Raw genomic sequence first — 13,279 nt, 5'->3', positions numbered from 1 at the left:
CGAGCCCCCTGGGCGTCATCCTGAAGACGGAGGCTGGCATCCTTGGCCGGATGAGCAGCCAGCCCGCGCACGACACCACGGACGTACCCGCCGTCGGGTCGGACAGTCCCTTCCGCCAGGAGCACGCCGTCCGCGACGAGGCCCCGCAGTTCGTGCTGCCGCTGGTCGTGCGGATCGAGAAGGCCGAGCCGCCCGCCCGCACGGACGCCCTGGAGACCGCGGCCCGCGCGGTCCTCGTCCTGCTGACCGACGAGCGGGCGCACGGCGGGGGCGAGTGGGCCGAAGCGGTCCGCGACTGGCAGGACGCCCGCATCCGCAAGGTGGTCCGGCGGGCGCGCGGCGCGGAGTGGCGCAAGGCCGGGACGCTTCCGGGCATCACCGTGCACGGCGACGCCGCGGAGGTGCGGGTCTTCCCTCCGGTGCCCCTCGACGGCTGGCCCAAGGAGCTGGCCAAGCTCCAGGTCTCGGGCACCGACCTGGACGACCCGGGTCCCGTCGGGGCACCCGCCGGAGCGGACCTGCCCGTGCTGTGGCTCAACCCCGGCCTGGACATGTCGGCCGGCAAGGCCATGGCGCAGGCCGGGCACGCGGCGCAGCTCGCCTGGTGGGAGCTGACCGCGCCGGAGCGGGCCGCCTGGCGGGAGTCCGGTTTCCGGCTGGCCGTACGCACCGCGCCGCGCGAGCGGTGGGCGGAGCTGAGCGGGAGCGGGCTGCCGGTGGTCCGGGACGCCGGCTTCACGGAGATCGCGCCCGGCTCGTGCACGGTGGTCGCGGACCATCCGGCGCTGCGGGCCCGGCTCTGAGCCCGCTCCGCGGTCGCGCGGAACCTCAAATGTTGCTCTGAACGTCCCCCAGTGCGATTGGCGTGACCCCGCCGGGGCGATGACACCGGCACAGGGTCCGACGAAAGGGGGCGGGGGACATGGAGCCCATGGCACACCTGGGGGTGGGCATCGGCTGGCGGCCGGAGATCTCGGACGCCGTCGAGCGGCTGCCCGCACTGGACTGGGTCGAGGTGGTGGCCGAGAACATCTGCCCGGGCCACCTCCCGGCCGCGCTGCTCCGGCTGCGCGAACGCGGCGTGCGCGTCGTACCGCACGGCGTCTCCCTGGGGCTGGGCGGCGCGGACCGCCCCGACCCGGAGAAGCTCGCGGCGCTCGCCGAGCGGGCGGTGGCGCTGGGGGCGCCGCTGGTCACCGAGCACATCGCGTTCGTCCGCACCTCCTCGCCCGCGCTGGAGGCCGGCCACCTGCTGCCGGTGCCGCGCACGCGGGACGCGCTGGACGTGCTGTGCGCGAACGTACGGATCGCCCAGGACGCGCTGCCCGTGCCGCTGGCGCTGGAGAACATCGCCGCGCTCGTCTCCTGGCCGGACGAGGAGATGACGGAGGGCGCGTTCCTGTCGGAGCTGGTCGCCCGGACCGGTGTCCGGCTGCTCATCGACGTGGCCAACCTGCACACCAACCGGGTCAACCGGGGCGAGGACCCGGCGGCCGTGCTGGACGCGATCCCGCTGGAGGCGCTGGCGTACGTGCACGTGGCGGGCGGGGTGGAGCGGGCCGGTGTCTGGCACGACACGCACGCGCACCCGGTGCCGCCGGTGGTGCTGGACCTGCTCGCCGGACTGCGGTCCCGGGTGGACCCGCCCGGCGTCCTGCTGGAGCGGGACGACGACTTCCCGCCGGAGGCGGAGCTCGCCGGGGAACTGACCGCGATCCGCACGGTGCTGACGGCCGCCGGCCGGGACGCCGCCCCGGCGCGCGTACGCGTCCCCGCGGCGGCGGGAGCCCCCGCGCTGACGGCGGCGTCGGCCACCGCGGCACCTGCGGCTGCGGCCACGTCCCGGGCGGCGGCGCCGGCCGCGCTGCCGGTGCCGGTTCCGGCGCCGGTTCCGAGCGCGCCGGAGGCGGCGCCGGCCGCCGGCCGCGCCGCGGAGCCGGGCTCCGCGACCGCCCCGGGCGGCGAGGCCGCCCGGACGCGCGTCGGGCTCCGGCAGGCGGCCCTGCTGTCGGCGCTGGTGGCCGCGACGCCGGTCCCCGAGGGGTTCGACCGGCGGCGCGTCCACGTGCAGGCCCGCGCCCTGATCGCCAAGCGGGCCGGGGTGGTGGCCAAGCTGGCCCCCGAACTCCCCGCGGTCCTCGGCGGCGACGGACCCTACCGCGAGGCGTTCTCCGCCTACGCCAAGGGCCGTCCCATGACCGGCGGGTACCGCCGGGACGCGCTGGACTTCGCCGAGCACCTCCTCATCCGGGACCTGCCCGCCGACCCGGCCGCCCGGCGCCGGCTGACCGCCTGGTGGCAGGACCGGGCCGGAGCGCGGCCGACCCGCCGCATCGTGCGCTGGGTCCGCGCCCTGGTGGGGAGAGCGGCATGAACCTCCTCGCCCTGGCCGTCTGGCTGTGCGTCGCCGCCTCCAGCGTCCTGCTCTTCCGCGGCCTGCGCCGCTCCCGGCCCCCGGCGGCCGGGCCGGCCGCCGGCCTCCACGACCTGTCCGAGGCCGCGTTCCTGTCCGGCGGGCCCGGCGGCGTGGTGGACACCGCGTTCGTCTCCCTGCTCGGGGACGGCCGGCTGGTCGTCGGCGGCCCGGGCATCGTCCACGTACGGCCGGGGGCGCGGGCCGGCGACATCGCCGAGCGCGCCGTGCTCCGGGCCCACCAGGGGGCCCCTTCGGGGTGGCTCTACCAGGTCCGGTACGCCGCCATGCTCGACCCCGCCGTGCAGGAGACCGGCGACGCGCTGGCCGCCCGCGGGCTGCTGTCCCCGCCCGGCGCCGGGCGGACCTGGCAGCGCTGGGCGCTGGTCCAGACCGTGGTGTGCGCGGTGCTGATCCCGGTGTCGCTGCCGCTGACCTTCCTCGCGTACGTCCTGGAGTCCGGCCCGGCGGTGCCGTTCGCCGTGAAGGTGGTGCCGGCGCTGATCGGCGGGATCGTCGCGGCCCGGATCGCCTCCGCCCGGGCCCGGAACCGGCTGACTCCGGCGGGCACCCGGGCGCTGCGCGAGCTGCGCGGCTCGTACGCGAACGACCCGAACCCGTACGTGCAGACCGCGCTGTTCGGGCTGCGCGGGCTGCGGGACCCGTTCCTGCGGCAGCAGCTGGTGCCGGCGGCGCGCAGCACCCGGCTCGCGGCCGCCCAGGCCCGCGGCCGCCCCGTGCGCCACGCGTCCCACGACCACGGGTCGTCGGCCGACGTCCTGCCGGTGCTCTGGTGCGCCGGGAGCGACGGGGGCTCGGGCGGCGGCGGTTCGGGCGGCTGCTCCGGGGGCGGCGCCGGCTGCGCCTCGGGCTCCGGCTGCGGCTCCTCGGGCGGTGGCGGGAGCGGCAGCAGTTGCGGGAGCAGCGGTTCCAGCTGTTCGAGCAGCTCCGGGTCCAGTTGCAGCAGTTCGTCCGGCTCCAGCTGCTCCAGCAGTTCCTGACCGCCCGTCACGACGGCCCGCCGGTACGGCAACCGGGGGCGGATCGCGCGGCAACGGGGCCACGGAGCCCGACACCCGGCGCCGATGCTTTACAGGAGTGCGCTCCGGGCATCTGATCGGCCCATCGGACTATGCGAAGGGGCCGCCATGCGGACGACGCCCGCTTCCCCGGGGATCGTCGCGGCGGCGCTCGCCCTCCTCCTGTGCGCCCCGCCCGCCGACGCCTCCGCCTCCCGCCCCGCGGCGGCCGCGCCCGGCGGGCGGGCGACGGAGGACCGCGGGGCCGATCTGGCGGCCCGCCGTGCCGCCGGGGCCGCGGCGGGCCTCGTGTTCCGGCCCTGTCCCGCCGCCGAGGAGCTGCCCGGCCCCGTCGGGTGCGCCGTCCTGCGGGTCCCGCTCGACTACGCCCGCCCCGACGGCCCGCAGATCTCCCTCACCGTCAGCCGGGTCCCCGCCACCCGCGCCGGCGGCGCCGCCCGGCAGGGCGCCCTCGTGCACAACCCCGGCGGGCCGGGCGGCTCCGGCATGTACTTCCCGCTCGTCGCAGGGCTGCCGCAGTGGCGGCGGATCGCCGCCGCGTACGACCTCGTCGGCTACGCCCCGCGCGGCGTCGGCCGCTCCGCCCCGCTGTCCTGCCGGGACCCCGCCGAACGGGCCGGGGTCCCCACCCAGGTTCCCGTCCGGCCCTCCGCCGCGTACAAGGCGGAGCGGCTCGCCGCAGCGCGGGCGTACGCGCGGGGCTGCGGCGAGCGGGCGGGAGCGGCCCTCGCGCACTACACGACCGCGAACAACGTCCGGGACCTGCACGTGCTGCGCGCCGCGCTCGGCGAGCCGAAGCTGACGTTTCTGGGGTCCTCGTACGGCACCTACCTCGGGGCCGTCTACGCCACCCGCTACCCGGGGCACGTCCGCCGCATGGTCTTCGACTCGGCCGTCGACCCGGACCCGGCCCGCGTCTGGTACCGCAACAACCTCGGCCAGGCGGCGGCCTTCGAGCGCCGCTGGTTCGACTTCCGCGCCTGGGCGGCCCGCCACCACGACGTGTACGGCCTCGGCGGCACCCCGCAAGCCGTCCGGGCGAGCTACGAGCGCGTCCGCGCCGCGGTGGCCCGCACGCCCGCGGGCGGCGTCGTCGGCACCGGCGAGCTCCAGGCCGCGTACCTGCGGGCCGCGTACGACGACGACGTGTGGCCCGACCGCGCCGCGGCCCTGTCGGCCTTCCTGCGGGGCGATCCCGGCCCGCTGACCGCGCAGGCCGCCCCGGACGCCTCGGAAGCGGGCGCGGCGGCGGCGGAGAACGCGACGGCCGTCTACACGGCGGTGCTCTGCAACGACGCGCCGTGGCCGGCGGACTGGGCGACCTGGGACCGCGACAACACCGAGCTGGCGCGCACGGCCCCGTTCGAGACCTGGGCCAACGCCTTCCTGAACCTGCCGTGCGCCTCCTGGCCCGTACGGGACCGGCAGCGGCCCCTCGCCGTGGGGGCCCCGCACCCGGGGCTGCCGCGCACGCTCGTCGTCGCCGCGGAGCGGGACGGGGCCACTCCCCACCGGGGGGCGCTGGAGCTCCAGCGGCGCCTCGGCGCCGGGGCGGCGCTGGTCACGGAGCTGGGCTCGGGCCACCACGGGGTGGTGGGCGGACGCAACGACTGCGTGGACCGCCACGTCGAGCGGTACCTGCTGACAGGTGACACCTCGGGATGGCGTGTCACGTGCGGACCGCATCCGGAGCCCGCACCGGTGTCGCTGGACGGCCGGGCAGCGAGTGCCGGGGCACTGCTGCCGCCTGCCGTCTGAACTTCCGGGCGGGGTCTCCGGCTGCGTCGATTCGGGGGCTGTGCCTCCCGATCCACCGGCAGCGCCTCAGTCAGGGGCGCACGCCGGTCCTTCCCCCCAGGGGAGGTATCAGGCGAGTCCGGCGACCAGATCGGCCACGGACTTGCGGCGCCCGGTGTAGAAGGGCACCTCTTCACGGACGTGCATGCGGGCCTCGGAGGCGCGCAGGTGACGCATCAGGTCGACGATGCGGTACAGCTCGTCGGCCTCGAAGGCCAGCATCCACTCGTAGTCGCCGAGCGAGAAGGAGGCGACGGTGTTGGCGCGCACGTCGGGGTAGCCGCGGGCCATCTTGCCGTGGTCGGCGAGCATGCGGCGGCGGTCCTCGTCGGGCAGCAGGTACCAGTCGTAGCTGCGCACGAAGGGGTAGACGCTGACGTAGTCGCGCGCGTTCTCGTCGGCCAGGAAGGCCGGGATGTGCGACTTGTTGAACTCGGCCGGGCGGTGCAGGGCCATGTTCGACCACACCGGCTCCAGCGCGCGGCCCAGCTTGGTGCGGCGGAACAGGTTGTAGGCGCCCTGCAGTTCGTCCGCCGTCTCGGCGTGCCACCAGATCATGACGTCGGCGTCGGCGCGCAGGCCGGACACGTCGTAGGTGCCGCGGACGGTGATGTCCTTGGCGCCCAGCTGGTCGAAGAGATCCTGGACCTCGTCGGCGTAGCCGGCGCGGTCCTCCGGGAGTACGTCCTTCAGCTTGAAGACGGACCACAGGGTGTAGCGAATGACCTCGTTGAGGTCCTTCGCCTTCTTCCCCGCGTTGGGAATCTTCTCTGGTGCAGTCATGCGTCCATTGTCCCGTGTGCTGATCAGTGGTCGGTGCCAGGGGTGCCGATCACGGCGGTCACCGCGTCGGCGGCCCTGTGCGCACTGGCGACGCACGCCGGAATGCCCACCCCGTCGTAGAGCGCCCCGCACACCGCGAGGCCCGGCAGCGCCGCGACGGCGTCGCGGATCCGGGCGACGCGGGCGAGGTGGCCCACGGGGTACTGGGGCAGGCCCCCGTCCCAGCGGGTGACGGTGGAGGCGACCGGGCGGGCCGCGAGGCCGACGGCCGCGCCGAGGTCGGCGAGGGAGACGCCGACGAGGTCCGCGTCGTCGCGGGACAGGTCCGCCTCGTCGCCGTGGCGGCCCACGGAGGTGCGCAGCAGGAAGAGTTCGGGGTCGGTCCCGGCCCAGGCCCACTTGTTGCTGGAGAAGGTGGAGGCCTTGATGGTGCGGCCGTCCACGGGCGGGACCAGGAAGCCGCTGGCGCCGCCGCCGGTCACGGAGACCGGCAGGTCCGAGCGGCGGAAGGCCATCGTGACCAGGGCCATCGAGGCGTACTCGACGGACCTCAGCTCGGCGGCCGCCACCGGGACGGTGGGGTCGAGCAGGCGTGCGGCGGCTCCGGCCGGGGTGGCCAGGATCACGCCGTCGGCCTCGACGGCCTCCGCTCCGGCCACCACCCGCCAGCCTCCGGCGGTACGGGTCACCTCGCGGACGGGGGTGTCGAGGAGGATCCGCGCGCCGGCCGCGCGGCAGGCGTCGGCGACGGCGAGCGGGAGCCGGCCGATGCCGCCGTCGATGCCGGCGAAGACGGGACCGGACGCCTGGGGCTGCTCCGCCGCCCGGCGCTGCAGTTCCCGTACGCCGTCGCCCAGCAGCGCGTGCGTGCGGGCGGCCTCGAAGAGCTGGGGGACGGCCGCGCGCATGGAGATGCGGTAGGCGTCGCCCGCGTAGACCCCGCCGAGCAGGGGTTCCACGAGCCGGTCGACGACCTCGCGGCCGAGCCGGGCGGCGACGTACGCGCCGACGGCCACGTCCTCGCCGATCTCGGTGGGGGGCTGCTCGCGCTCGGCCCCGATCCGGGCCAGGCCCTCCGGGGAGAGCACCCCGGACGCGGCCAGCGGGCCGAGGTCGCCGGGGACGCCCATGACGTGCCCGCGCGGCATCGGCCGCAGTTCGCCGCGGGTCCACAGGTGGGCGGTGGCGGTGGCGGGCGCCTGCAGGGCCTCGCCGAGGCCGACGGCGCGGGCCAGTTCGAGGGCTTCGGGACGGCGGGCGAGCACGGACTCGGCACCGAGGTCGACGGGCAGGCCGGCGAGCTCGCCGGCGCGCAGCTTGCCGCCGAGCCGCGGTCCGGCCTCCACCAGGGTGACGCGGACGCCGTCGGCCAGCAGCCGGTGGGCCGCGGCGAGTCCGGCGATGCCGCCGCCGACCACGACGACGTGGCCCCGGGAGCCGGCCGGGGCCCCGGGGACGTCCGCCCGGTCCGTACGCATGTCCGCTTCGTGCATGGACACATCGTCTCAGACCGATCACCGACGCCGGACCGTGACCGCATCGGGACCGGGCCGGGACCGCGGAAGTGAAACCCGCACCGGGCCCCGGGACGTCGAACCGGCAACACCAGCCGATCTCCGGGGGTTCACCATCATGCATTCCGTGCGCAGACACCGCTCCGCGGCCGCTCTGGCCGCCCTCTCCCTGGCCGGGGCGCTCGCGCTCACCGGCTGCGGGGCCGGTTCCGCCGAGGACGAGTCCGCCGCGCGCCCGGCCTCCGCCGACCGGGCCCCGGCGGCCGGTCCGCAGGACGGCGCGGCGCGGGAGGGCGGGGCGGACGCGGCCAAGCCGGGCGCCGGGACCGCCGCGCCCCCGGCGGCGGACGCCAAGGCCCAGCCGCAGCCCGCCCCGGTCCGCGCCCACGTGATCCGCACGGCGACGCTGGCCGTCGAGACGGCGGAGCCGCAGAAGGCCCTCGCGGCGGCCCGCACCGAGGCGGAACGGGCGGGCGGTTACGTGGGCGACGAGTCCACGGGGCGAGGCAAGGACGGCCTGGTCACCTCGAAGCTGACGCTGCGGGTGCCGGGCGAGCGCTTCGACGCCGTGATCGGCTCGCTGGAGGGCGGCGGGAAGCTGCTCAACCGCAAGGTCGAGACGCAGGACGTGGGCGAGAAGGTCGCCGACGTCGACAGCCGGGTCAAGTCGCAGCAGGCCAGCGTGGTCCGGGTGCGCGAGATGATGGACCGGGCCTCGGCGCTGAGCGACGTGGTCATGCTGGAGGGCGAGTTGAGCCGGCGCCAGTCCGACCTGGAGTCGCTGCTGGCCCAGCAGGGCGCGCTGAAGGACCGGACCGCGCTGGGCACGATCACCCTCTCGGTGTCCGAACCGGCCCCGAAGGCCGCGGAGAAGAAGAAGGAAGAGGAGGCGGGCTTCGCCGACGCGCTGCGCGGCGGCTGGGACGTCTTCGCCACCCTGGTGCGCTACCTCGTCCTCGCGGTCGGCGCGGTGCTGCCGTTCGCGATCGCGGCGGCGCTCCTCGCACTGGCGTTCCGGGTCTACCGCAGGCTGCGGCCCGCGAAGCCGCGCCCGGCGGCCGCCGCCGGGCGGGTCCCCGCGCAGGGTGCCCCCGCGCACTGGGGCCCGCCCGCGCCGCCGGCCGGCGCCCCCGACTCCGCTCCGTCCCGCGCGGGGGCTCCGTCCCCCGACGGCTCCCCCACCGGGAGCGCCGCGGCCGGGGCGGACGGGCCGGCCTGAGGCAGGCCGGTGCGGGGGAACACGCCCCCGCCCGTAGCGTGTTCCCCCGGACGACGTGACGGTGACGGAAGGACGGTACGGGCGATGGCGGCGGAACGACTGGTGGTGGTCGGCGGCGACGCGGCGGGGATGTCCGCGGCGTCGCAGGCGCGGCGGCTCAAGGGCCCGGCGGAGCTGGAGATCACCGCCTTCGAGCGCGGGCACTTCACCTCGTACTCCGCGTGCGGGATCCCGTACTGGATCGGCGGCCGGGTCGCGGGGCCGGACGACCTGGTCGCCCGTACGCCCGAGGAGCACCGGGCCCGCGGCATCGACGTGCGCACCCGCACCGAGGTCGTGGAGCTGGACCTGGCCGGGCAGCGGGTCCGGTCCCGCGATCTGGAATCGGGGTCCGAGTCCTGGACCGGGTACGACCAGCTCGTCCTGGCCACCGGCGCCCGCCCGGTCCGGCCCCGGCTGCCCGGGATCGGCGCCCACGGGGTGCACGGCGTCCAGAGCCTGGACGACGGCCGGCGGCTCATGACGAGCCTGGAGCGCGCGCAGGGCCGGCGCGCGGTCGTCGTCGGCGCGGGCTACATCGGCGTGGAGATGGCGGAGGCGCTGGTCGACCGCGGGTTCGAGGTCACCGTCCTGCACCGCGGCGAGCAGCCGATGGCCACCCTGGACCCGGACATGGGCGGCCTGGTGCACCGTGCGATGAACGGCATGGGCATCGTGACGGTCTCCCGGGCCGAGGTGACGAAGATCCTGACCGACGACGAGGGCCGGGTCCGGGCGGTGGCGACGGCGGCGGGCGACGAGTACCCGGCGGACGTGGTCGTGCTCGGCATCGGCGTGGAGCCCCGCACGGCTCTCGCGCGCGCGGCCGGACTGCCGCTCGGCCTGTCGGGCGGCCTGCTCACGGACCTGTCGATGCGGGTCCGGGGTCACGGGAACATCTGGTCGGGCGGGGACTGCGTGGAGGTCCTGGACCTGGTCTCGGGCCGTACCCGGCACATTCCGCTGGGCACGCACGCCAACAAGCACGGCCAGGTCATCGGCTCGGGCATCGGCGGCGGCTACGCCACGTTCCCCGGGGTGGTGGGCACCGCGGTGAGCAAGGTCTGCGACCTGGAGATCGCCCGGACGGGGCTGCGCGAGAAGGACGCCCTGGACGTGGGGCTGCGCTTCGTCACCGCGACGATCACCTCCACCAACACGGCGGGGTACTACCCGGGCGCGACGGAGATGACGGTGAAGATGCTGGCGGAGCGCCGCACGGGCCGGCTCCTCGGCGTGCAGATCGTCGGCGGCGCGGGCGCGGCCAAGCGCGTGGACGTCGCGGCGGTCGCCCTCACGGCGGGCATGACGGTGGACCAGATGGTCTCGCTGGACCTGGGCTACGCCCCGCCGTTCTCCCCGGTCTGGGACCCGGTGCTGGTGGCGGCCCGCAAGGCGGTCTCGGCGGTGCGCGCCGCCGGCGTGTAGCGGCCTCCGCCGCCGGTCCGGCCGGCGGCCGGACGTGCGGGACGCCGGTACCGCGCCGTGGCGTGCACGGCGCGGTACCGGCGTCCCGGTCGTGTCGGTGCCGTCCGGCTCAGCGGGCGGTCTTGGTGTGGACGTAGTCCACCAGGCGCGTCAGGGCCTCCGGGTCGGTCGTCGGGAGGACGCCGTGCCCGAGGTTGAAGATGTGGCCCTCCAGCCCGGCGGCCGCCGCGAGGACCTCGTCCGTCTTGGCCTCGACCGCTTCCGGGGTGGAGAAGAGCACGGCGGGGTCCAGGTTGCCCTGGAGCGCCTTGCCGGGGCCGACCCGGCGGACGGCCTCGTCCATCGGGATGCGCCAGTCGACGCCCATGACGTCCGCGCCGGCCTCGCCCATCAGGCCCAGCAGCTCGCCGGTGCCCACGCCGAAGTGGATGCGCGGGACGCCGTACGACGCGACGGACTCGAAGACCTTCGCCGAGGCGGGCATCACCGAGCGGCGGTAGTCGGCCGGGGCCAGCGCGCCGACCCAGGAGTCGAAGAGCTGGACGGCGGAGACGCCCGCCTCGATCTGGACCTTCAGGAAGGCCGAGGTGATCTCGGCGAGGCGGTCCAGCAGGTCCGCCCACAGCTGCGGGTCCCCGTACATGAGGGCCTTGGTGTGCTCGTGGTTGCGGGACGGGCCGCCCTCCACGAGGTAGCTCGCGAGGGTGAACGGCGCACCCGCGAAACCGATCAACGGCGTGGAGCCCAGTTCACCCGTGAGCATGCCGATCGCCTCGGTGACGTACGCGACGTCCTCCGGGGTGAGGTCGCGCAGCTGTGCGAGGTCCTCGCGGCGGCGGATCGGCCGGGCGACGACCGGGCCGACGCCCGGCTTGATGTCCAGGTCGATGCCGATGGCCTTCAGCGGGACCACGATGTCGGAGAAGAAGATGGCCGCGTCCACATCGTGGCGGCGCACCGGCTGCAGCGTGATCTCGGTGACCATGTCCGGCCGCATGCAGGACTCGAGCATCTGGGTGCCCTCGCGCAGCTTGCGGTACTCCGGCAGTGAGCGCCCCGCCTGCCGCATGAACCACACCGGGGTGTGGGGCACCGGCTCCCGCCGGCACGCCTTCATGAAGGCGGAATCGTACGTCTGACTCGGCTGGCCCGTGGACGGGGTCTCCCCAGCTCGGGCGGAGCCTCGAGCGAGGGGAAGGTCGTTGGCACTCACGCCCCGAATCCTCGCACGTATGAAGAAGTGCCCGGCCCGGTGCGGGTGTCCCTGCGCCGTACGGGCGCTCGTTCCGCCTAGTCTTCCCCGCATGGCTGCGGCTCAGGGACGATTTTCAGATGGCGCTGACGGTACGGACAGCGCGAAGGAGAGCTCCGTCCCGCTCCCGTTCCGGCGGGCGGTCGACGGCTTGAAGAAGGCGCGGCTGCGCCCGGGGATCGAGATCGACCCCACGAAACCGCCCCAGAGACTGGCTCCGCACGCCTACGCGCTGGAGGCGGCGGTCGTCGACGGCGAGGACGACCTGGCCGACGGCCGGCTCATCCTGCTCCACGACCCCTCCGGGCACGAGGCCTGGCACGGAACGTTCCGCCTGGTGACGCTGGTGCGGGCCGAGCTGGAGCCGGAGATGGCCGCCGACCCGCTCCTCCCCGAGGTGTGCTGGTCCTGGCTGACCGGGGCGCTCGACGCGCGCGGGCTGACGTACGGGGAGCCGAGCGGCACCGTCACCATGGCGAGCTCGCACTACTTCGGCGGGCTCGCGGAGCGGCGGCCGGCGACCCAGATCGAGATCCGGGCCTCGTGGACGCCCCGCGAGGGGGTGGGCGGGGTGCCGGACACCTCGGCCCACCTGTCGGCGTGGTGCGAGCTGCTGTGCCAGATCGCGGGGCTGCCCCCGGTGGGCCCGACGGACACGGCCACCGGCGTGGTCTCCCTGCCACAGCGGCGCGGTCCGCACCACCCGTAGGCCGTGTCTTTCGGATCAGGGCGGGGCCGTACGGCGGTGCGCGGGAGGCCGCGCGCGGACCGTACCCGGCCCCGGTCCGGACCGGCGCGGCGCCCGCGCACGGCGGCCGGGACCGGACGCGGCCTCGTACGGCCGGTCGAACCCCGGAACCGAGTGTCAGAACCGGGCCTCCGTTGTGGGCTTCTGATCACCCGATGATCGATCGTGCGTCCGAATTGCCCGAATTGTTACTCACCAAATCGTGATCATTCCCTAAAGCCGGGCGGGTGACGTGCCGAAGGAGTCAGTGACCATCCGCACGGTTCGCACCGGCTTCCTTCCCCCAGCCGGCCGTCCCGCCACTCCCCCCAGGAGGCCTAGGTGTCCGTTCTTCTCGAGCAGCCCGCAAGCCTGGTCGCCTACCGCCCGAACAAGCCGACGGCCATGGTCGTCGTGGCCGACCCGCGCGTGCGTTCCACCGTGACCCGCCATCTGTGGGCCCTCGGAGTTCGCGACGTGATCGAGGCTTCGTCCATCGCGGAGGCCCGTCCCCGCGTCGCCAGCCCGCGCGACATCTGCGTGGCCGACGTCCACCTGCCCGACGGTTCCGGTCTCACCCTGCTCTCCGAGACCCGCGCCGCCGGCTGGCCCAACGGCCTGGCCCTGTCCGCCGCCGACGACATCGGCGCCGTCCGCAACGCCCTCGCGGGCGGAGTGAAGGGCTACGTCGTCACCGGTACCCGGACCAACATCGGGCTCCCCACCCGGCCCGGCGCCGCCCCCATCGGCGCTGCCGCCGCCCGCATGCACCGCCGCCCCCCGGGTGCCCCGAGCCACCCGGGCGGCTACCGAGAGCTCTCCGGCCGCGAGGTCGAGGTCCTGCGCCTCGTCGCGGAGGGCCAGTCCAACAAGGCCATCGGCGTATCGATGGGCCTGTCCGCCCTGACCGTCAAGTCCCACCTCGCCCGGATCGCCCGCAAGCTGGGCACCGGCGACCGGGCCGGGATGGTCGCCGTCGCCCTGCGGACCGGAATCATCCACTGATCCCGCCCCGAGGCTCCCGGGCGAACTCCAGCGGTGGCTGGGGGTGCCCCCGGGGGAACCCG

General features: G+C 75.8%; 11 protein-coding genes. 8 read left to right on the top strand and 3 right to left on the bottom strand.

Annotation, left to right across the window (positions count from 1 at the left end; all coding sequences use genetic code 11):
• Positions 1–50: 50 nt before the first annotated feature.
• From ACZ6S8_RS03710 to ACZ6S8_RS03695, 4 genes are all read left to right on the top strand, one after another.
• A complete protein-coding gene (locus ACZ6S8_RS03710; protein ID WP_469452126.1) occupies positions 51–803 on the top strand; it encodes an aminoacyl-tRNA hydrolase in 753 nt (250 codons plus the stop codon).
• A gap of 119 nt (positions 804–922) precedes the next feature.
• The gene (locus ACZ6S8_RS03705) at positions 923–2,374 is read left to right on the top strand and encodes an MbnB/TglH/ChrH family RiPP precursor modification enzyme (protein ID WP_469452124.1); all 1,452 of its coding nucleotides are present in this window, start codon (positions 923–925) and stop codon (positions 2,372–2,374) included.
• Positions 2,371–3,414 carry a TIGR04222 domain-containing membrane protein gene (locus ACZ6S8_RS03700; RefSeq protein WP_469452122.1) on the top strand — a complete coding sequence of 348 codons (1,044 nt, stop codon included), beginning with the start codon at positions 2,371–2,373 and terminating at the stop codon, positions 3,412–3,414. Before ACZ6S8_RS03705 ends, ACZ6S8_RS03700 begins: the two co-directional genes overlap by 4 nt.
• A 147-nt stretch (positions 3,415–3,561) precedes the next feature.
• Positions 3,562–5,211 (top strand): alpha/beta fold hydrolase, encoded by a 1,650-nt coding sequence (locus ACZ6S8_RS03695; RefSeq protein ID WP_469452120.1) that lies wholly within the window; start codon positions 3,562–3,564, stop codon positions 5,209–5,211.
• A gap of 108 nt (positions 5,212–5,319) precedes the next feature.
• Here ACZ6S8_RS03695 and hemQ read toward each other — a convergent pair whose 3' ends face one another.
• A complete protein-coding gene (hemQ, locus tag ACZ6S8_RS03690) occupies positions 5,320–6,033 on the bottom strand; it encodes a hydrogen peroxide-dependent heme synthase (protein WP_383919705.1) in 714 nt (237 codons plus the stop codon).
• A 23-nt stretch (positions 6,034–6,056) separates the two neighbouring features.
• A complete protein-coding gene (gene hemG / locus ACZ6S8_RS03685) occupies positions 6,057–7,511 on the bottom strand; it encodes a protoporphyrinogen oxidase (RefSeq protein ID WP_469452768.1) in 1,455 nt (484 codons plus the stop codon).
• A gap of 154 nt (positions 7,512–7,665) precedes the next feature.
• Here hemG and ACZ6S8_RS03680 point away from each other — a divergent pair, with 154 nt between their 5' ends.
• Together ACZ6S8_RS03680 and ACZ6S8_RS03675 are read left to right on the top strand one after the other, a co-directional pair.
• The gene (locus ACZ6S8_RS03680) at positions 7,666–8,766 is read left to right on the top strand and encodes a DUF4349 domain-containing protein (RefSeq protein WP_469452118.1); all 1,101 of its coding nucleotides are present in this window, start codon (positions 7,666–7,668) and stop codon (positions 8,764–8,766) included.
• Between the two features lie 84 nt (positions 8,767–8,850).
• Positions 8,851–10,233, top strand: a complete 1,383-nt coding sequence (locus ACZ6S8_RS03675) for an FAD-dependent oxidoreductase (protein ID WP_469452116.1) — start codon at positions 8,851–8,853, stop codon at positions 10,231–10,233.
• 109 nt (positions 10,234–10,342) lie between these two features.
• Here ACZ6S8_RS03675 and hemE read toward each other — a convergent pair whose 3' ends face one another.
• Positions 10,343–11,350: a uroporphyrinogen decarboxylase gene (gene hemE / locus ACZ6S8_RS03670; RefSeq protein WP_469452115.1), complete on the bottom strand. Its 1,008-nt coding sequence runs from the start codon at positions 11,348–11,350 to the stop codon at positions 10,343–10,345.
• A 187-nt stretch (positions 11,351–11,537) separates the two neighbouring features.
• On the opposite strand from hemE, the gene ACZ6S8_RS03665 reads away from it, so the two are divergent.
• Complete coding sequence (locus tag ACZ6S8_RS03665) at positions 11,538–12,194, top strand: DUF3000 domain-containing protein (protein WP_469452114.1); 657 nt, start codon at positions 11,538–11,540, stop codon at positions 12,192–12,194.
• A gap of 360 nt (positions 12,195–12,554) precedes the next feature.
• On the top strand, positions 12,555–13,217 hold the full coding sequence (locus ACZ6S8_RS03660; RefSeq protein ID WP_267720058.1) for a response regulator transcription factor: 663 nt from the start codon (positions 12,555–12,557) through the stop codon (positions 13,215–13,217).
• Positions 13,218–13,279: the final 62 nt, after the last annotated feature.

Source organism: Streptomyces sp. NPDC048461 (assembly GCF_055587105.1).
This window is presented reverse-complemented; position numbering and strand designations above follow the sequence as displayed.

Bases quoted from the DNA above. Each gene is read 5' to 3' on its own strand.
- hemE (WP_469452115.1), bottom strand. From the start codon at position 11,350: ATGAAGGCGTGCCGGCGGGAGCCGGTGCCCCACACCCCGGTGTGGTTC.
- ACZ6S8_RS03680 (WP_469452118.1), top strand. From the start codon at position 7,666: ATGCATTCCGTGCGCAGACACCGCTCCGCGGCCGCTCTGGCCGCCCTC.
- ACZ6S8_RS03665 (WP_469452114.1), top strand. From the start codon at position 11,538: ATGGCTGCGGCTCAGGGACGATTTTCAGATGGCGCTGACGGTACGGAC.
- hemG (WP_469452768.1), bottom strand. From the start codon at position 7,511: ATGCGTACGGACCGGGCGGACGTCCCCGGGGCCCCGGCCGGCTCCCGG.
- ACZ6S8_RS03695 (WP_469452120.1), top strand. From the start codon at position 3,562: ATGCGGACGACGCCCGCTTCCCCGGGGATCGTCGCGGCGGCGCTCGCC.
- ACZ6S8_RS03700 (WP_469452122.1), top strand. From the start codon at position 2,371: ATGAACCTCCTCGCCCTGGCCGTCTGGCTGTGCGTCGCCGCCTCCAGC.
- ACZ6S8_RS03675 (WP_469452116.1), top strand. From the start codon at position 8,851: ATGGCGGCGGAACGACTGGTGGTGGTCGGCGGCGACGCGGCGGGGATG.
- ACZ6S8_RS03710 (WP_469452126.1), top strand. From the start codon at position 51: ATGAGCAGCCAGCCCGCGCACGACACCACGGACGTACCCGCCGTCGGG.
- hemQ (WP_383919705.1), bottom strand. From the start codon at position 6,033: ATGACTGCACCAGAGAAGATTCCCAACGCGGGGAAGAAGGCGAAGGAC.
- ACZ6S8_RS03705 (WP_469452124.1), top strand. From the start codon at position 923: ATGGAGCCCATGGCACACCTGGGGGTGGGCATCGGCTGGCGGCCGGAG.